Annotated in this window: 15 protein-coding genes; 4 read left to right on the forward strand and 11 right to left on the reverse strand. The window is 66.6% G+C overall.

The window, feature by feature from the left end; genetic code table 11:
• The 5 genes from EES42_RS10390 to EES42_RS10410 all read right to left on the reverse strand — a co-directional run.
• Positions 1-1,201 (reverse strand): beta-ketoacyl-[acyl-carrier-protein] synthase family protein (locus EES42_RS10390; RefSeq protein ID WP_164495215.1); only part of this gene is annotated, 1,201 nt, incomplete at its 3' end.
• A 77-nt stretch (positions 1,202-1,278) separates the two neighbouring features.
• A complete protein-coding gene (locus EES42_RS10395; protein ID WP_124717844.1) occupies positions 1,279-1,527 on the reverse strand; it encodes an acyl carrier protein in 249 nt (82 codons plus the stop codon).
• 62 nt (positions 1,528-1,589) lie between these two features.
• On the reverse strand, positions 1,590-2,591 hold the full coding sequence (locus EES42_RS10400) for a ketoacyl-ACP synthase III (protein ID WP_124717845.1): 1,002 nt from the start codon (positions 2,589-2,591) through the stop codon (positions 1,590-1,592).
• A gap of 13 nt (positions 2,592-2,604) precedes the next feature.
• Positions 2,605-3,519, reverse strand: coding sequence for an ACP S-malonyltransferase (locus EES42_RS10405; protein ID WP_124717846.1), 915 nt, complete (start codon positions 3,517-3,519; stop codon positions 2,605-2,607).
• Between the two features lie 89 nt (positions 3,520-3,608).
• The gene (locus tag EES42_RS10410) at positions 3,609-4,808 is read right to left on the reverse strand and encodes a PucR family transcriptional regulator (protein ID WP_124717847.1); all 1,200 of its coding nucleotides are present in this window, start codon (positions 4,806-4,808) and stop codon (positions 3,609-3,611) included.
• A gap of 177 nt (positions 4,809-4,985) precedes the next feature.
• On the opposite strand from EES42_RS10410, the gene EES42_RS10415 reads away from it, so the two are divergent.
• Positions 4,986-5,651, forward strand: coding sequence for a pirin family protein (locus EES42_RS10415; protein WP_124717848.1), 666 nt, complete (start codon positions 4,986-4,988; stop codon positions 5,649-5,651).
• Position 5,652: 1 nt separating this feature from the next.
• Here EES42_RS10415 and EES42_RS10420 read toward each other — a convergent pair whose 3' ends face one another.
• From EES42_RS10420 to EES42_RS10430, 3 genes are all read right to left on the reverse strand, one after another.
• A complete protein-coding gene (locus EES42_RS10420; protein WP_124717849.1) occupies positions 5,653-6,243 on the reverse strand; it encodes a GNAT family N-acetyltransferase in 591 nt (196 codons plus the stop codon).
• A 91-nt stretch (positions 6,244-6,334) separates the two neighbouring features.
• On the reverse strand, positions 6,335-6,601 hold the full coding sequence (locus tag EES42_RS10425) for a DUF397 domain-containing protein (protein WP_124717850.1): 267 nt from the start codon (positions 6,599-6,601) through the stop codon (positions 6,335-6,337).
• Positions 6,561-7,409 carry a helix-turn-helix domain-containing protein gene (locus EES42_RS10430; RefSeq protein ID WP_124717851.1) on the reverse strand — a complete coding sequence of 283 codons (849 nt, stop codon included), beginning with the start codon at positions 7,407-7,409 and terminating at the stop codon, positions 6,561-6,563. Before EES42_RS10430 ends, EES42_RS10425 begins: the two co-directional genes overlap by 41 nt.
• Before the next feature lie 149 nt (positions 7,410-7,558).
• Between EES42_RS10430 and EES42_RS10435 the strand changes: the two genes are divergently transcribed.
• On the forward strand, positions 7,559-7,981 hold the full coding sequence (locus EES42_RS10435; RefSeq protein ID WP_124718488.1) for an ATP-binding protein: 423 nt from the start codon (positions 7,559-7,561) through the stop codon (positions 7,979-7,981).
• Here EES42_RS10435 and EES42_RS10440 read toward each other — a convergent pair.
• On the reverse strand, positions 7,941-8,762 hold the full coding sequence (locus EES42_RS10440; RefSeq protein ID WP_124717852.1) for a serine hydrolase domain-containing protein: 822 nt from the start codon (positions 8,760-8,762) through the stop codon (positions 7,941-7,943). The two genes, EES42_RS10435 and EES42_RS10440, sit on opposite strands and share 41 nt — an antisense overlap.
• Before the next feature lie 131 nt (positions 8,763-8,893).
• A complete protein-coding gene (locus tag EES42_RS10445; RefSeq protein ID WP_241196344.1) occupies positions 8,894-12,031 on the reverse strand; it encodes a VCBS repeat-containing protein in 3,138 nt (1,045 codons plus the stop codon).
• A 266-nt stretch (positions 12,032-12,297) separates the two neighbouring features.
• On the opposite strand from EES42_RS10445, the gene EES42_RS10450 reads away from it, so the two are divergent.
• Together EES42_RS10450 and EES42_RS10455 are read left to right on the forward strand one after the other, a co-directional pair.
• Positions 12,298-18,816, forward strand: coding sequence for an RHS repeat domain-containing protein (locus EES42_RS10450; protein ID WP_241196345.1), 6,519 nt, complete (start codon positions 12,298-12,300; stop codon positions 18,814-18,816).
• Between the two features lie 77 nt (positions 18,817-18,893).
• Positions 18,894-19,199, forward strand: a complete 306-nt coding sequence (locus EES42_RS10455) for a hypothetical protein (protein WP_124717853.1) — start codon at positions 18,894-18,896, stop codon at positions 19,197-19,199.
• A gap of 90 nt (positions 19,200-19,289) precedes the next feature.
• On the opposite strand, the gene EES42_RS10460 is transcribed toward EES42_RS10455, so the two are convergent.
• Positions 19,290-19,534: transposase (locus EES42_RS10460; protein ID WP_206433431.1), on the reverse strand; the 245-nt coding region annotated here is incomplete at its 5' end.

A 19,534-nucleotide genomic window follows, 5' to 3' on the forward strand; every position in this document is an offset into this window, starting at 1 on the left:
CGGCGATCGAACCCTCCGGCAGCGGACGCGGCGCGTCACGCACGATGTCCGCCTCCACGGCCTCGTCGAGGTGCTCGACGTTGATCGTCGGAGGGGCCATCCGGTGGTGCAGCGCCAGGACCGTCGCGACGGTCTCGATGCCGCCGGCGCCACCGAGGAGGTGACCGGTCATCGACTTCGTCGCGGAGATCGCGACATGGTCCAGGTCGTCGCCCAGGACCTTGCGCAGCGCCTTCAGCTCCGCGACGTCGCCCTGCGGCGTCGAGGTGGCGTGCGCGTTGAGGTGCACGACCTCGGACGGCTTGAGGTCCGTCTGGTCCAGCAGGTTCTGCATCGCGGCGGCGATGCCGCGCCCGGTCGGCTCGGGCTGCGCGATGTGGTGGGCGTCCGCGGACAGGCCCTGGCCCAGCACCTCGCAGTAGATCTTGGCGCCACGCTTGGCGGCGTGCTCCGCGGACTCCAGGACGACGACCCCGGCACCCTCGCCGAGCACGAAGCCGTCACGGCCGGTGTCGTACGGGCGGGAGGCCTTCTCGGGCTCCTCGTTGTTCTTGGACATCGCCATCATGTTGGCGAACGCGGCGATCGGCAGCGGGTGGATCGCCGCCTCGGTGCCACCGGCGAGGACCACATCGGCACGGCCGGTGCGGATCATCTCGACGGCGTACCCGATCGCCTCGGCGCCCGAGGCGCAGGCGGAGACCGGGGTGTGCACGCCGGCCTGGGCGTTGACCTCCAGGCCGACGTTGGCCGCCGGGCCGTTGGGCATGAGCATCGGCACGGTGTGCGGGGAGACGCGGCGTACGCCCTTCTCCTTGAGCACGTCGTACTGGTCGAGCAGGGTGATCACGCCGCCGATGCCGGAGGCGATGACCGAACCCAGCCGCTCGGGCTGGATCTTCTCGTCCTCGCCGGCCTTGCCGGTGAAACCGGCGTCCGCCCAGGCCTCACGGGCCGCGATCAGCGCGAACTGCGCCGAGCGGTCCAGCTTGCGGGCGAGTGGGCGGGGCAGAACGTCGCCCGGGTCGACGGCCGCGAGGGCGGCGATCCGGACGGGCAGTTCGGCGAAACGTTCGCCCTCGAGAGGCTTGACGCCGGAACGACCGGCCATCAGACCTTCCCAGGTCGACGCCGAGTCGCCACCCAGCGGAGTGGTTGCGCCGATACCGGTGACGACCACGGTGCGATTGGTCGAGTTCACTGGAAAATCTTCTCCACGTGTAGAGGGTCGTGAATCAGCGGCGCCACCGCCGGGTGGCGACACAGGAGCCGGGCTGATCAGCCCTGGTGCTTGAGGATGTAGTCGGCAGCGTCGCCGACCGTCTTGAGGCCCTTGACGTCGTCGTCGGGGATCTTGACGTCGAAGCGCTCTTCGGCGGCGACGACGACCTCGACCATGGACAGCGAGTCGACGTCCAGGTCGTCGGTGAAGGACTTGTCCAGCTGGACGTCCTCGACCGGGATCCCGGCGATCTCGTTGACGATCTCTGCGAGACCGCTGACGATCTCTTCCTGGGTGGCGGCCATGATGGCTCCTTCGGTATTTATCTACAGGGTTCGGACGTCCGGGCCGAAACGGCCTGGTGTGCCTAGGGGAGGGTAACGACCGTCGCGGCGTAGACGAGACCCGCCCCGAAGCCGATGACGAGCGCGGTGTCGCCGCTCTTCGCCTGACCGGTCGCCAGGAGCCGCTCCATAGCGAGCGGGATCGAGGCGGCGGAGGTGTTGCCGGTGGTCTCCACGTCGCGGGCGACGGTGACGTTCTCCGGCAGCTTCAGGGTCTTCACCATCGAGTCGATGATCCGCATGTTGGCCTGGTGCGGAATGAAGACATCCAGGTCTTCCGGGGAGATCCCGGCCGCGTCCAGCGCCTGCTGGGCGACCTTCGCCATCTCGAAGACGGCCCAGCGGAACACCGCCTGGCCCTCCTGGGTGATGGCCGGGAACTTCTCCGGACGCTCGGCGTGGAACTCGTCCCACGCCACGGTCTGCTTGATGGTCTCGGACTTGTCGCCCTCGGAGCCCCACACGGTCGGGCCTATGGCCGGCACCTTGGAAGGGCCGACGATGACCGCACCGGCGCCGTCACCGAACAGGAAGGCCGTCGCGCGGTCCTCCTTGTCGGTGAGGTCGCTGAGCCGCTCCACGCCGATGACCAGCACGTACTCCGCGGAACCTTCGACGATCATGCCCTTGGCGAGGGTCAGACCGTAGCCGAAGCCGGCGCAGCCGGCCGAGATGTCGAAGGCGGCGGGCTTGCCCGCGCCGACCAGATGGGCGATCTCGGTCGCGATGGCCGGGGTCTGCTTGAAGTGCGAGACGGTGGAGACGATCACGGCGCCGATCTGCTCGGGCGTGATGCCTGCGTCCGCGATGGCCTTGCCGGACGCCTCCACGGACATCGCGGCCACGGTCTCCTCCTCGGAGGCCCAGTGGCGGGTGGCGATGCCCGAGCGCGAACGGATCCACTCGTCGGACGAGTCGATCGTCTCAAGGATCACCTCGTTGGGCACGACACGGGTCGGGCGGTAGCCGCCGACACCCATGATCCGTGCGTACGGGGCGCCCTGGCTGGGCTTGATCTTCGACATTCTCTCGGGCTCCTTAGGCGCCGGCGTGCTCGGAGACGAGTGCGCGGGCCGCGTCGAGGTCGTCGGGGGTCTTGAGCGCGAGCGTCTTCACGCCGGGCAGCGCGCGCTTGGCGAGGCCCGTGAGGGTCCCGCCGGGGCATGCCTCGATGAGAGCGGTGACGCCCAGCTCCTTGAAGGTCTCCATGCACAGGTCCCAGCGGACCGGGTTGGCCACCTGGCCGACCAGCCGGGAGATGACCTCGTCGCCGGTGGCGACGGCCTTCCCGTCGGCGTTCGAGACATATGTCACGGCCGGGTCGGCGGGCCTCAGCTCCGCGGCGGCCTCGCGCAGCCGGTCGACGGCGGGGGCCATGTGACTCGTGTGGAAGGCTCCGGCGACCTTGAGGGGCACCACGCGGCGCACGCCCTCGGGCATGTCCTCAAGCAGCGCGGCGATCTGCGCGGCGGTGCCCGCGGCGACGATCTGGCCCGCCCCGTTGACGTTCGCCGGGGTCAGCCCGAGCTTCTCCAGGTGCGCGATCGACACGTCCGGGTCGCCGCCCAGCAGCGCCGCCATACCGGTCTCGGTGACCGCCGCGGCCTCGGCCATGGCGAGCCCGCGGGTCCGTACGAGACGCAGCGCGGCCTCGTCGCCGATGACTCCGGCGTAGGCCGCAGCGGTGATCTCACCAACGCTGTGACCTGCGACGACGTCCGGCGACGCGTCGAGCGCGGCGGCGGAGAGCAGACCGGCGGCCACCAGCAGCGGCTGTGCCACCGAGGTGTCACGGATCTCGTCCGCGTCGGCCTTGGTGCCGTAGTGGACGAGGTCGAGCCCGATGGCGTCGGACCACGCCGCGATGCGGTCGGTGGCACCGGGGAGATCGAGCCAGGGAGTCAGGAAGCCGGGCGTCTGAGCGCCTTGGCCGGGAGCGACGAGTACGAGCACCCTCACACTCTCTCTTGTGAACGGTCCCGAACACCCGTGGGGACAGGGACGAAGAACCGTATGGGGAATTGTTGATGTCCGACAAAAGTCTAGGACTGAGGATCTCTCGCGGCCAAGCGCCCCAGAATCAGGGCGATCCGCAGCGTGAACGCCGAGCGGACATCGGACGGTGACCATCCGGTGACGTCTGTCACACGTCGGAGCCGGTAGCGCACGGTGTTCGGGTGGACGAAGAGCATCCTGGCCGCGCCCTCCAGGCTGCTCGCCTGTTCCAGATAGACACTCAGTGTTTCCAGGAGCGCGGAGCCCGCTTCCTCCAGCGGTCTGTAGATCTCCTCCACCAACTGGTCCCGCGCGGCGGGATCGCCCGCCATCGCGCGCTCCGGCAGCAGATCGTCCGCGAGTACCGGCCTGGGGGCGTCCTGCCAGGCGCCGCACGCCTTCAGCCCGGCGGCGGCGGCCTGCGCGGACCGGGTGGCCGCCAGCAGGTCGGGCACCACGGGGCCGGCGACGACGGGGCCCGCCGCGTACGGCCCGATCAGCGCCTTCGCCACATGCAGCGGGTTGTCGCTGCCGCCCGCGATGACGACCAGGCGGTTGCCGAGGACCCCGGTCAGGACCTGGAGCTTGGCGTGCCGGGCGGCCCGCCGGATCGCCTCCACGGTCAGCTCGCTGTCGCCGTCCGGGGCCGTACCGAGCACCACGCAGACGTGTTCGGGGGAGTTCCAGCCGAGCGCCGCGGCGCGCGACACGGCGCCCTCGTCGGCCTCGCCGGACAGCACCGCGTTGACCACGAGGGACTCCAGCCGGGCGTCCCAGGCGCCGCGCGCCTCGGCGGCCTGCGCGTACACCTGGGCGGTCGCGAAGGCGATCTCCCGGGCGTAGACCAGCAGCGCCTCGCGCAGCACCGACTCGTCGCCGGGCGCGGCGACCTCCTCGATCGCGGCCTCCATGACCTCGATCGTGGTGCGCACCATCTCGACGGTCTGCCGCAGGGTGATCGCCCGGGTCAGCTCGCGCGGCGCCGTGCCGAAGACATCGGTGGAGATGGCCTGCGGGGTCTCCGGATGCCGGAACCACTCGGTGAACGCCGCGATACCGGCCTGGGCCACCAGCCCGATCCAGGACCGGTTCTCCGGTGGCATCGCCCGGTACCACGGCAGCGACTCGTCCATGCGGGCGATCGCGTTCGCGGCGAGCCGGCCGGAGGACTGCTCCAGCCGTTTCAGGGTCGCGGCATGCAGGTGGGCGGCGTTCGCAGCGGACTGCTCAGGATCGGGTCGGGGCACGAAGACAAGATTGCCTTATCGGGCGACGGGCACGGAGGGCCGGGGCAACCGCGGTGTCGTACCGGCGGGTAGCCGCAGGGGGGTGCGGCGGGAGATCAGTCAGAGGATCGGGCGGGAGATCCGGCGAGGGATCAGGCGGGAGATCCGGCCGCACGTCGGCCCGGCTACCGTGGGCGGGTGATTTCCGTACACCGCGCCGAGGACCGCTTCACGGGCGGGGACCAGGACGCCGGCATCCTGACCCGGCACGCCTTCTCCTTCGGCAGCTTCTACGACCCGGACAATCTGCGCTTCGGCGCGCTCATGGCCTGCAACTCGGAACGGCTGGCGCCCGGCGCGGGCTTCGACGAACACCCGCACAGCCATACGGAGATCGTCACCTGGGTCGTCGAGGGCGAGCTGACCCACCGGGACTCCGCCGGTCACGCCACGGTCGTACGCGCCGGTGACCTCCAGCGCCTCGGCGCCGCCTCCGGCGTCCGGCACATCGAACGCAACGACGGCGACACCCCGCTGACGTTCATCCAGATGTGGCTGGCCCCGCTCGAACCGGGCGGCGAACCCTCGTACACGATCGTCCCCGGCCTCGCCGACTCCACCCCGTACGCCCTCCCGGCGGCCGGTGCGACGCTGCATGTGCGCCGGCTGGACGCGGGGGAGCGCGCGGCGGTGCCGGACGCGGCCCGGGTGTACGTCCATGTGGTGGCCGGGGGCGTACGGATCGGCGACGAGCGGGGCGAGGAACTGGAGCCGGGCGACTCGCTGCGGATCACCGGCGAGGAGGGGCTGGAGCTGGTGGCGGAGGGGGCGGCCGAGGTGCTGATCTGGGAACTGTCGGCCTGAACTACCGGCCGTCGTCCCGGCGCCACATCGACCACATCGGCGGCCCGGACCGAAACGTCATCTCCTCGTGCACGGTGAAGCCGTGCCGCTGGTAGAAGGTGAGGTTGCGGCGGTTGCTGGACTCCAGGAAGACCGGCCGCCCGTCCGCGTCCGCCCGCTCCAGCAGCCCGCCGAGCACGCGAGCCCCGCGCCCCGTGCCGCGCGCGTCCGCACGGGTGCCGATGTACTCCACGTACCAGTGCTCGGGTCCGGCCGGATGGCGGTGCTCCATGGCGAACAACCGGGCGGCGGTATGCGGGAGTTGGGCCCTCGTCGCGCGTATGAGTGGTCCCGCGTTGCGCAGCAGGTACGTCGTCGGCAGCTTCCACTTCCCGGGCTCCGCCCACACCGCCGCGACGGTGCGTTCCGGGTCGGTCCAGACCCGGCCGGCCGGGACCTGCTGGGCCAGATGCGCGGTGAACAGCAGCCGCAGCCGCCGGTCCCGGTCGCGCGGCATCAGCCAGGACCAGACGGGATCCTCGGCGTAGGCGCTGGCGAGCACGGCGGCGAGCGCGGGGACATCGGCGGCGGTGGCGCGGACTATGTCTGCCATGGCCGAGGAGAGTAGCGGGTGTTGGGAGCGGAAGGGGCCCGGGCCGACCATCGGTCGGCCCGGGCCCCTCGGCGCGGGTCTTGCGGTGACGTCAGCGGAGCCCGTCCACGAAGCTCTGCCAGGCGTCGGCTCCGACGGTCAGGACGGGGCCGCCCGGGTTCTTGCTGTCGCGGACCGGCACGGCACAGGGGAGGCCGTCGACCACCTCGACGCACTCGCCGCCGGTGTTTCCGCTGTAACTGGACTTGCGCCATGCGGCGTTGCCGGTGACGGTGCATTCGACGCAGTCGCCGCCGGTGTTTCCGCTGTAACTGGACTTACGCCACCGCGCGTTCCTCAGGTCGTGGCCGGTCTCCATAACACTCCTCCATCACGCGGGTGATCAGCGCCGCGGACTCCTCGACGGAGAGGGCCGTGGCCTGCAAATGAGCGTAACGGAGCGCGGCTTCCCTGACAGTGTCAGGGCTGGCGGTCATATGACCGGAGATCACATCCTCCGTGTAGACGATGTCGGGGTCTTCGTCGAAGCGGAGAAGATTGAACGACCCTGCCAGGCTTGCGTGTTCACCGGCTGCGAAGGGCAGCACCTGGATCCGCATCCAGCGGTGGTCGGAGAACTCCAACAAGCGGAGCAGTTGCCTCCGCATCACATTGTTGCCGCCGACCGGCCGACGGAGCGAGGCTTCGTCGAGGACGGCCCAGGCGAACGGGGGCCGCTCCCGCTCCAGGATGCGCTGGCGCTCGATCCGGGCCGCCACCTGGTTCTCCAGGTCGTCCGGCATGCCGGTGGCCAGCAGTGCCCGCGCGTACTCCTCCGTCTGCAACAGTCCGTACACCACCTGCGCCTGGTACGTGGAGATGTAGGTGGCCTTGGCCTCCATGTCCGCGTACGGCTGGAACCAGGCGGGGAGTTGGCTGCGCAGAACGAGGCCGATCAGGCGCGAGAACATCCCGCCCGTGCCGAGTGCCGCGTCCACGCGTTCGGAGAAGTCGCGGGTGGGGAGCTTCTTCGTGGTCTCGATCTGGCCGATCAAGGAGCCGGTGCAGAAGATGATCTCGCCGAGCTGCCCCTGCTTGAGGCAGGCCGCTTCTCTCTGGCGACGTAACTCCCAGCCGTAGTAGTCCAGTGGGGAAGCGCTCGGGTCGAGCGTATGGATGTTGGCCACGGCGGGGGCACCTCCGGCGTTCAACGCCTCGCGGCGTTCGTTTCCGTACGTAGCCGAGCGTAGTCAAACCGCTGCACCCTGGTGACATGAATCACGTAATTGCCTCGCCGCCGGTCGACGCGGAAACGACCTATCACGCCGACTTCGCGATGGGTGAGCACTCCGCCCGGCATCTGCGCCGCATCCTGCGCCTCTACCTCAAGGGCTGGGAACTCCTGGACGTGGCCGACGCGGCGGAGCTGGCGCTGACCGAGTTGATCGCGAACGTCGTGCGGTACGTGCCCGGCCGCCGCTGCCAGACGTTCATCTTCCTGCTCGCGGCCGGTGGAGTGCGCGTCGAGGTCGCGGACTCCTGTCCCGACGTGCCGAGGATGGTCGTGGGGGACGAACTCGACGAGGGCGGGCGCGGGTTGGTGCTGGTCGACGCCGTCACCGACAAGTGGGGCGTGGAGCCCCGGCCGGACGGCCGGGGCAAGACGGTGTGGTTCGAGTGCCTGGCCGTCGCCGGGGCGGCGGACGGGGTGATCGCTCTCAGTGACCGGAGCGCAGCTCCGCGAGCACCGCGTCCGTGAACGGGGGCCACACCTCGGCCGCCCACGGGCCGAAGGGCCGGTCGGTCAGCGCGACGCACGCCGCGCCCGCGACCGGGTCGACCCACAGGAACGTCCCCGACTGCCCGAAGTGCCCGAAGGTCGCGGGGGAGGAGGAACTGCCCGTCCAGTGCGGGGACTTGGAGTCCCGGATCTCGAAGCCGAGGCCCCAGTCGTTGGGGTTCTGGTGGCCGTAGCCCGGCAGCACGCCCTTCAGGCCGGGGTGTACGACGGTCTGCGCGGCCAGCACCGTACGCGGGTCGAGCAGGCGGGGCGCCTGCAACTCGGCCGCGAACCGGACGAGGTCCTCGACGGTCGAGACGCCGTCCTTGGCGGGCGAGCCGTCGATCGTGGTCGCCGTCATCCCGAGGGGTTCCAGCACGGCCTGGCGCACGTACTCCGGGAACGGGATGTCGGTGGCCTTGGCGATGTGGTCGCCGAGCACCTCGAAGCCCGCGTTGGAGTAGAGGCGGCGGGTGCCGGGCGCGGCCGTCGTGCGGTGCTCGTCGAAGGCGAGCCCGCTGGTGTGCGCGAGCAGGTGCCGGACGGTGGACCCCTCCGGCCCGGCCGGCTCGTCGAGCTCGACCGCGCCCTCCTCGTACGCCACCAGCGCCGCGTAGGCCGCGATCGGCTTGGTGACGGAGGCGAGCGGGAAACGGTGCGCGGTCGGGCCGTGCGTACCGAGAACGGTGCCGTCCGCTCGTACGACGGCAGCCGCCGCGGTGGGGACGGGCCAGTTGTCGATCATCGCCAGGCTCTGCATGCGTACGAGCGTAACGGGCGGAGCCGTCGCGTCACCGTGGGGCCGATGCCACCGGATTCCTGGTCGGTGTCGTCCGGGACCCGCGTGTCCCCGCCGAAGCGCGGCGGGGACACGACTCCTCAGCCAAGGTGTCAGCTGATGGCTTGGTAGTCGGTGAAGGCTGTGGATGCAGTCGAGATCGGTCCGTAGCCGGTCGGAGTGTAGTCGGAGAAGAATCGGAGTCTTCCCGTGCCGGGGGTGGTGCCCCAGAGATCGAATTTTCCGTTGTTGTTGGCGTCGGGAGGCGCGGTGAACAGAGGAACGTTCGTCGTTGTCCAGTAGTCGGCGAGCACAATACGATGGCTCGGGTTGACTTGGCCGGGGCCGTTGGGGCCGTCGGGGTTGATGCTGTCGTAGAGGAAGAGCCCGCCGGCTGTGTCGAATCGGGCGACCAGATCGACTTGGTCGTCGCCGTTGAAGTCGCCGGGCGCCGCGAGAGTGATCTTGTCCAGTGTGTTACTGCCCTCGCTCATGCCGTCACCGGCAGCGAGGAGGACGGGGTCGCGGTACGAATCGAGCCGGTAGTCGGGCGAACCGTAGTAGAGCCAGAGCTGGTTGCCGTTCTTGACCAGCAGGTCCGGGTAGCCCGGAGCGTCGATGGTGCCGTCGCCGTCGGTGTCGAGGGGGCCGTCCACGTCACCGACGGCGAGGATCTGACTGGCGCCCTGCCAGTGATCGTTGGCGGGGTCGTAAACGGTCAGCTCCGCTCGACCACTGCCGTCGGCACAGTCGGTGCAGGCGAAGCCGTACCCGTTGTTGGGATGCATCCACAGGCGATCCGCGCCCAGGGCGGCGTCGTGACGCAGCGCGATGAGATCTTCGTAGGCGTCGTCGTTCCAGTCCCCTCGGTGGGTGATCAGCACGCTGTTCCATGTGAAATCGGAAGCGGTGAGCTGCGCCTCGGTCAGGGTGCCGTCCCCCGCCCCGTAAAAGCGGCGCAGGCTGCCATCCTTGTCCACACCCCACAGATCGGCGTTGCCATCTCCATTGATGTCCCCGGGCTTATCAGGGGTTTTGGGGCCATTGGCGTAGAAAAGATATGGTTCGGTATCAGATGAGTTGCCTGCTTTGTCGTAGCTCTTGGCGTAGAGCCGATTGGGACCAGTCACGGTTGGTGTCAGCTTCACCGAGACGGAACCCCCGTTGGCGTTGGGCGTCGCGGTCCTGCGGGTCGCGTCCCAGTCGGTCCAGTACTCGTACTTGGTGACATCTGCCACTCCGCCGCTGGTGAGGGTGAAGGTGCCTTCGGTTCGGACGCTTCCGGTGACGCCGGGCCAGCCGTCGCTGCCATCGGGGAACTGCTGGGAGGTGACACCGGGCGGGCTGCTGGGGCGGGTGGGGTCGAATACGAAGCGGCAGCCGGCTGCTCCGGCGGGAGGAGTCCAGTCGGAGGAGAGCGCACTGTCCTGGGCCTGGACTTTCCAGGAGAAGTTCCCGTTCGCTCGGGAGAGATACGGCGTGAGCTCGGCCTTGGTCACTTTGAGTTTGGCCACGGTGCCGGAGGTGACGGAGACCGTCTTGTTGATGACGATGACTCCGCTGGGATCGTCATTCGGGTGGTGACCCGTGGGCCACAGGTTGAACTTGGCCTTGACGGTACCGCCGTCCCTGTCAGCCATCTTGGCGGTGAGGTAGATGTCGGTGTTGCCGATCAGGCCGTATGGGGCGGCGGTACCGCAGTCCTTGGCGTTCTTCGTGCTGGGGATGGTGTCGAGGGCGGTCGGGGCATTGGGGCGGGTGTTGTACGTGGTGGACAGCACCGCGGACTTGGCATCGAACTTCTTCCACCCATAGACGTCGGTCTCACTCGCGAGCGGGACTCGCATGCCGAGGGTGATGTTGTTCCAGTGCTTGCTGACGGCGTCCTTGGCCGCAGAGGTCACGTCGAAGGCCAGATTTCCCGCTGGACAGGACGAGTCGTAGCCCTTGGAGTCGTTGACCGAGTCCAGCTGACGTGTCCAGGACGGTGGTTTGTTCCACGAGGTGGACGAGCTGATGGATCCGGTCAGCCAGGTCTCGACGGGGCGACTGGTGCAGGACCACGACCAGCTGTTCTTGATCCGGAAGGTGGAGGCGGAGATGACCTTGTCCGTGTTCCACAGGTTGTTGGAGTCCATGCGGAAGAAGGAACGTGCTGTTCCGTTGGTCTGGTTCTCGTAACCGACGCGGGCAGTTGACGTTCCCTTGGAGCCGTCGGAGTTGATCCAACCCGCCCCGTTGTAGAAGGTGCCGTCCGGGTACTTCTTGTAGATGATGGTCCAAGCCTCGCGAGAGCCGCTCACCGAAGGGTCCAAGTACACCGGGTACGTTGTTTCCTTGCCGGTCAACAAGGACTGGTCGGGGGCAAGAGTGAGGGTGTCCGCGTCCACCTTGAGCGGCATTGATGTCTCCAGCGCGCCGTTTCCGGGCTCGAACTCGTCTCCGCGAGGCTCCTGAGCCGCAGGGTCGGATGCGTGCAGCGCTGCTGAACCGGTAGTGGCGGACGAGCTGTCCCACATTCTCGGGGTGGGTGCGGTGAAGATCTCCTGCCCGGCAGGATTGATGGCTCTCATATTGCCGTGATCATCAGCGGAAACGGTCACGCCGTCGACTGCCAACTTGAACTCCAGGCTCTTCAGAGCCGGGTTGGCCGCCGCCTCGATCGTCTTGACCACCAGAAGCTGACCGAAGCCACTCTCACCGGCTCGCATCTTCAGATCGACGCCTTCGAGGACCTCCGGATACGTAGCGGTGTTGCCCTCGATCTCGGGGCGGGGCAACGGCGTCGGCCAGGACCACGACATGCTCCTTCCGTCGCGGGTGATGGTCACCAGTGGCCCGCTGCCGCCGCCGGAGAACGCTATGCCGACCTCGGTCGCCTTGGCGACCAGGGTTCCGTCGGCGGTGGGAGCGAGAGTTGGGTCGATGTCGACCAGCTTGTTGTTCTTCCGGACCCACTGGGGAAGGGCGTAGGTCTCCTGAGTGAACGATCCGTCGGGGTTGGCGAATGCCTGGGAGGTTTCGGTCCGTTGGGACAAGATTTCCGCCGGCTCGCCGGTCGACTCGGCCTTGGCGAGCGCCGAGGCCTCCGGGGCTGTCTGTCCTCGCGCGCCCGACTGTGCGGCAGATGGGGCGCGCTCTTCGGTGGGTGTCGCGGCAGCCACCGGTGCGGCCAGCGCCAGGATCAGCGCTGTCACCATGGATATGGGCAGAAACGCGGTGCGTCTCTGCCGTAGCAGAGGATTCACCATCACACTTCCTTTTCTGTTGCTTCACCGAATTCTGGGCACCCTACAGTCTGGTCAATGGCTTCAGTAAAGGGATTTGGTCGCGTCTGGCAGATCGATTCTTTGGTGGGGAGTTTGAGTCTCTTGAACCCACCTTCCGCTGCTGGTCAGGAGGTGCGATCTCAAGCGATATGCCCAGTTATCTGAGGGTTTAGTCTGCAGTCAATGGCGCCCGCTCGCGGGTGGCGAAAATATTGGCTTGAAATGGATGCCCTATCTTTCCTTCGGGCGTGGTAATTGAGCAGTTCTTGATCAGTGTGCGTTTCGAGAGGTTCTTCATTTTCCTTTGCCGTGCGGTTCCTGAGTGCTACCGTTCGCTGATCTTCAGCATTGTGAAGTTCCTGTGGGGGGAATGGATGTCCGGTATACGCCCGGCGGTGTTCGCTGGATCGGAACGAGCACGTGGCAGATACGTCAGAGGCGTGCAGACCATTGCGCTGTCCCTGGTGGCCTATCTGCTCCTCGCGCTACTGGGCGGCCCGGTCGCGGCTGCGGCAGACTTGGAACTGCAGAAACTGAAGAAGCCGGACCCTGTACCGGTCTCCGATGTCGTCCGGCACGCGTTGGACAAGCCGGACGAGACTGCGCAGCATCGGTGGAAGCCGAATGCCAAGGCGCACTGGCCCAAGGCTGGTTCAGCGATGCTGGACATGCCCACGATCGGCAAACGGTCGAAGACCACGACCGCAGGATCGCTTCCGGTGGCTATCGGGAACCCGCAGGAGGGCGCGCGCTCAGGTGGGTCGCCTGATCGAGTTCAGTTGCAGGTGCTGGATCGGGCAACCACGGAGGCCGCTGGCATCGACGGCGTCGTGATAGCCCTGAAGGGACACGGCCAGCAAAGCGGCAAAGAGCGAGTTGGCATTCAGATCGGCTACGCGGGCTTCGCTGGAATGTACGGCGGTGACTGGGCCTCCAGGCTGACGCTGCGCCAGGTTTCTTCCTGCGCATTGACCACGCCCGGCAAGAAGGGCTGCGCACCCGGCCTTGCAGTCAAGGCCGTCAACGATCCCAGGAGCAGAACACTCTCGGCCGAGGTCGACACGCATGTCGTGGTCTCCGGGGAACATGAGACCGTCCAACCGGTACAACCTGAAACATCCACGGCACGCTCGCTCGCAGGCTCTGTGGCATCCCCCGACACCACTCTGTTCGCGGTGACGGCTGCACCCTCCGGCCCTACAGGGAACTTCACTGCCACATCGCTGGCGCCCTCGGGCAAATGGAGCGCCGGCGGCTCATCCGGCGGTTTCTCATGGGCGTATGACATCGACACACCTGCCGTCCCGGGAGGCCTGGGGCCCAATCTGGGACTGACCTACTCTTCGCAAGATGTCGACGGTCGTACAGCGGCCACGAACAACCAGGCCAACTGGATCGGCGACGGATGGTCCATGTCACCGGGCTTCATCGAGCGTCGCTACGTAGCCTGCGAGGACGACAAAAAGGGTGGAAACAACACCACCCGGGTCGGCGACCAGTGCTGGAAGACGAACAACGCCACGCTCTCCATGAATGGTTCGTCCAGTGAGCTGGTCAAGGACGACGCCCCGGACGCGGCCCACAAGGATGAGTGGCGCAAGAAGGACGACGACGGCACCCGGGTCGTCCTACGAAAGAGCGCAGACCGCGGAAACGGTGACAACGACGGCGAATACTGGGTGGCGACCACCCCGGACGGCACTCAGTACCACTTCGGCTACAACCGGCTGCCGGGCTGGAGTTCCGGCAATGACGAGACCGACTCCACGTGGACGGTGCCGGTATTCGGCAACCACGAGGGGGAGGACTGCCATGCCGCTGCTTTCAAGGACTCCTGGTGCCGGCAGGCATGGCGCTGGAACCTGGACTACGTCGTCGACCCGCACGGCAACGCCATGGCCTATTACTGGGCGAAGGAGTCCAACTACTACCAGCGCAACATTGACCCGACGACGTACAAGGGCACGCTGACGAGCTACACCCGCGGCGGTTATCTGAAGCGCATCGAGTACGGCTTGCGCTCGGATCGCGTGTACGCCGACAAAGCCATAGCCAAGGTCGACTTCACGGTTGCCGAGCGTTGCCTGCGCACTGACACCTTCGACTGCGCCACAGAAAAGTTCAGCAAGGCCAATGCCAAGAACTGGCCGGACACCCCGTTCGATCAGTCCTGCGCCGAGGGCGCCACGTGTGAGGGCAACTCCTCGCCCACATACTTCAGCCGTAAGCGCCTCACTCAGATCGCCACTTCGGCGCTCGTCGGCGGCGCGTACAAGAAGGCCGATTCCTGGGCCCTGACGCAGGAGTTCCGCCCGACCGGGGACGGCACTGACCCGCCGCTCTGGCTGACCTCGATTGCCCGCACCGGACATACCGCGGGGGACGCGACGCTACCGCCGGTGACGTTCAAAGGACAGCAACTGCCCAACCGAGTGGAAGGCGCAGTGGACCCGGTCCCTGCGTACAACCGCTACCGCGTCTACGCGATAGAGACCGAGTCCGGCGGAACCATCGGCGTCACTTACTCCGAAGCGGACTGCAAGGCCGGAAGTCTGCCCAGCCCGTCCGCGAACACGAAGCGTTGCTATCCGGTGATCTGGTCCCCGCCGGACGCACCCGCAGGCGAGTACAAGCCCTACACCGACTGGTTCCACTCCTACGTGGTCACCCAGATGCTGGAGTCGGACAACGTCGCCGGGGCCCCGGTCAAGAGGACCGACTATTCATATCCGGAGGGGCTCGCGTGGGCCAAGGACGATGACGAGCTGACCAAGGCCGAGGAACGTACTTACGGCGCTCGCAAAGGCTATGGGCGTGTGCAGACGCGCACCGGCGACCCGGCTCAGGGCGTCCAGTCCCTGACCGAGACCCGCTACTTCCGAGGCATTTCTGGAGCGAAGGTCGCCGACGGTGAGGGCAACGCGCTTGACGACCATGAAGCCTTCGCCGGCATGGTCCGAGAGGAGGCCACCTACAACGGTTCTGGTGGTGCACTGGTCTCGGCCACCAGCTACACGCCCTGGCACTCGTCTGCGACCGCCACTCACGCACGCGCCGATAATCTGCCGACTGTCTACGCCTACCGGACTGCCGTACAGAAGGAGCAGACCCGCACCACCATCGACGGCGGGAAGCTACGGCGCACCGAGACGCAGCGGGAGTTCGACTCCTACGGCAGGGTCAAAACCCTCTCCGAGAGCGGAGACACCGCGAAGAGCGGCGATGAGCAGTGCACCACCGCGTCATACGCCCGTAATGTCGGCGCGAACATTCTGGACCTGGTCGCCGAATCAAAGGTGGTGGCCAAGCCCTGCGGCACCGCTCCGAGCCTGCCTGCCGACCTGGTGTCCACCAAGCGCTACTTCTACGACAGTTCCACGACGCTCGGCGCCGAGCCGGCCAAGGGCGACGAGACCCGACGCGACGAGAACGACGGCAAAGGCACTGGCTTCGTGACTGTCAACGAGGCCGGGTACGACAAGTACGGCCGTCAGACTTCCGCCACCGATGTGTCCAAAGCCACGATCACTACCAAGTACGACCCTCCCACCGGGCAATCGCCGAACCAGACCATCGCCACCAACATCCGCAAGCAGGACACCACAACCATCACTGATCCGGTGCGTGGAGTGACCACTGCGGCCGTGGACGCCAACGGCAAGCGGGCCGATATCGAGTACGACGCGCTCGGCCGAGTCATCAAGGTCTGGGAGCCGGGCTGGTCGCGGACGACCTACCCGAAGCTGCCTTCCACCGAGTACACCTACAGCGTCACCAAGTCCAAGCCGAGTGTGGTGACAGCGAAGACCCTTCAGTTCGACGGTTCGTACGCCAGCACCTACACGTTCTACGACGGCCTGCTGCGCCCGCGCGAAACTCAGGCACCGGCCGTCGGAGCCTCCGACGGGCGATTGGTGACCGAGACGCTGTACGACACCCGCGGCCTGGCGTGGAAGACGTACGCCCCTTACTACTCCGCAGGCGCCCCGTCCTCGACGCTGGCAAGCGGCGACGACAGCAAGGTCCCCGCAGCGGTGGAGAACCTCTTCGACGGCGCGGCACGCACAGTGGCGTCCATCTCCCGGAAGTTCGGTGACGAGACCAAGCGCACCACTTATGCCTACGGCGGCGACCGCACCACTGTGATTCCGCCGGCGGGCGGCACTGCGACCACGACCATTGAAGACGCTCTCGGCCGCAAGAGTGAATTGCGTACCTACACGAATGCGCAACGCACCGAGTTCCAGACCAGTGTCTATGAATACGACAAGCATGGCGGTCTCGCGAAGATGACCGATCCGGCAGGCTCCTGGATCTGGGGGTACGACGCGCGCGGCCGTCAGACAAGCGCGGACGACCCGGACAAGGGAACGACCCGCACGGAATACGACGATGCGGACCGGCCGCGGCTGGTCGCTGATGCCCGAGGCATCGAACTGACCACGACGTACGACGAGTTGGGGCGTAGAAAAGAACTGAAACAGGGCTCGGTGCTGCGTGCCTCATGGATGTACGACACCATCGCCGAAGGACAGTTGACGTCCAGTACTCGCTATATGGACGGCAAGGCTTACACCACACAGGTCGACAGCTACGACGACCGCTACCAGCCCACCTCGACCACGACGACGCTGCCGGACTCAGCGGGTGCGCTGGCCGGCTCGTACACCTGGACGTACGGCTACAACCAATACACGGGGGCCCAGGAATGGGTGAAGCACCCTGCCGTCGGTGACCTTCCCAGCGAGCGCCAGACCACGGTCTACGGGCAGGGCGATCTCCCACAGAAGACCACAGTGGGATCGACGATCGTCGTCAACGCCACTTCGTACGACGTCTTCTCCAGGCCTGTCCGGACCGAATTCGGCACGCTGGGGCACAAGGTCTACAACACCCAGCGATGGGACGAGCACACAGGTGAGCTGACCGGACGCACCCTCGACGGCGACGAGGCGTTGCGGATCGAAGACACGAAGTACTCGTACGATGCGGCGGGCAACACCACCCGGATATCGAGCACTTCCGGCCAGGACACGGCGGCGGTGACCGACACCCAGTGCTTCGGCATCGACGCACAGCGACGGATGACGGAGGCCTGGACCACCAAGAACGCGTCCGACGACTGCACGAACGGCCCGTCGGCCACGACAGTGGGTGGACCGGACGCCTACTGGCACTCCTACGAGTACGACATGATGGGCAACCGCACCAAGGAGACCCAGCACGCGGTCACGACGGGTGCCTCCGATGTCACTCGCACGTACACGCCCGGCGCGCCGGGGGACAACCCGCACGCTCTGCGCTCCGTCTCCACGACCGGTGGTCCGGACAACGGCAAGACGGAGAAGTTCACCTACGACGATTCCGGTAACACCGAGTCGCGCAAGGGCGGTTCGAGGGAACAGGGCATGATCTGGGACGCAGAGGGCAACCTTGACACGGTCGCCGAGGGCGGTAAGACGACTTCCTACGTCTACGACCCCGACGGCAACCGGATCCTGGCCCGTAACGCCGACGGCACCACGACGGCGTATCTGCCGGGAGGCAACGAACTGACGGCGACCTCGGCCGGCGTCAAGACGGCGGCACGCTATTACACCCACGGCGGAGAGACCGTAGCCGTCCGTACCAAAGCCGGCATATCCCTTCTGTTCGGCGACCAGCAGGGCACCGCACTTGTCGCAGTCGCCATGGGCGTGGGCCAGCTGGTCACCCGGCGCAAGCAGCTGCCTTTCGGGGGAGTGCGTTCCAGCACAGCCACGAGTTGGCCGGGCAGCCATGGCTTCGTGGACGGAACAACTGATCCGACCGGGCTGACGCACCTCGGCGCCCGCGAGTACGACCCGACACTCGGTCGCTTCATTTCCGTGGACCCACTACTGGTCGTCGACGACCCGGTCCAGCACAATGCCTACCAGTACGGCAGCAACAACCCGGCCACCTACTCCGACCCGACCGGCGAGAACTCCAGGTGCTACGGCGGCAACATGTCAGCCAGCTGTGCACCCCCGGATCCACCCAAGAGCCATTGCTATACCGGCAACATGTCGGCCAGTTGCACTGCGGTGAACCCGGACCACAACAGTCGGGAAGGACGGCGCCGCTCCGCCGAGCTTGCTGCGGCCATTGACGCCCCCAGGTACTGCTACGGCGGCAGCATGTCAGCCAGCTGCTCCTGGAACAAGTCGGGATCGCAGCAGCAGTCGGCGGCGCAGAATCGGGCGTCGGAACTCAAGCACGCGTTGGAACAGCAGAAGAGTAACGAGAGGGAAGAGGGGTTCTGGAAAGGGGTCTGGAAGAATTCGGGTGGAAGATTTGCGTCCGGAGTTCATAACTTTGCGAGTGTAGTGGGGGATTTCGCGAAGGATCATTGGCGAGGGATAGCGCAAGCTGCGGTAATAATCGTCGGCGGAGTAGCCGTGACCATATGTACCGCCGCTACTGCCGGAGTATGTGCTGGTGCCGGTGGAATTATCATGTCTGCAGCAATTGGAGCAACTCAAGGTATTGCCACCTATGGATTGTCCGGAGGTGAGCACAGTGCGGAGGGGTACGTGCAGTCGGCATCGATAGGTGCTGCAACAGCCGGTGGGGCGACTGCGCTCGCGAAAGCAGGAATGCTGATGAGTCCGACGAGCCCCTACCATTCGGTGTCCACCATGACATCCTCGGCGCGGGTGAACGGTGGGCGTTTCTGGAAAGGTGGCCTGATGGGGAGACAGGTGAGGAATCACATGGGATTTGGTACCAAGTGGGCGGACAGGTGAGGCCGACTCGCGCAGGCGCCTCTGCCCAGAGCGTCCGTGGGTATCTGGTCTTCACTGGAGTCGGTGCATGGGTTTGCGTGGCTGCGGCAGCGGCGCTCACTTTCGAACCGCCGTGGCAAGCGGTCGGAGGAGGCCTGGTTGCTGTGCCGCTCATCCCTTGGGTTGTCATCAGGAATCAGAAGGGCCATGGTGAAATTGGTAAGTTTGCCCTTCGTGCGGTGTGGGGTGGGCTGCTTTTCTCGGCGTTGGGAGCCTTCCTCTTGGTGATAAATCTCGCGGAATGGAGATTCCTTGAACGCCTCGCAGAGGCGATGACTGCTTACGGGGTGATCGCCTTGATTTCAGGTTTGTGCTCTTCGTTCCTGGGAAAGGGGAGAAATTGAGTAATGCGAGCACCGCCAAGGGTGAGTAGGTGCGCAAATGCCCTGATCAAGGTGACCTCAAATACTCTATTGATCAGAAACTCATGGGGTTCACTCGTTGAGGGCGTAGCGGACGTGCCGACCGCCGAAGTATCCGCGCACGATGTGAGGATGGCGTTGTCGACGGTGGAAGAACCTGCGGGTTTCGGCGGCGAGTTCGGCTTGGTTCCTGGCCCGGTGGGTGTGGGGCAGGCTGCGTTTGAGGTCGGCGTTGACGAGCTCGTCCGGGCTCAGCTCGGGTGAGTACGAAGGCAGGAAGTGCGGTTCGATCTGGTCCTTGTGGTCGGCGAGCCATG

The sequence above is a fragment of the Streptomyces sp. ADI95-17 genome (assembly GCF_003846175.1).
In the GTDB taxonomy this organism is placed as follows: Bacteria; Actinomycetota; Actinomycetes; order Streptomycetales; family Streptomycetaceae; genus Streptomyces; species Streptomyces sanglieri.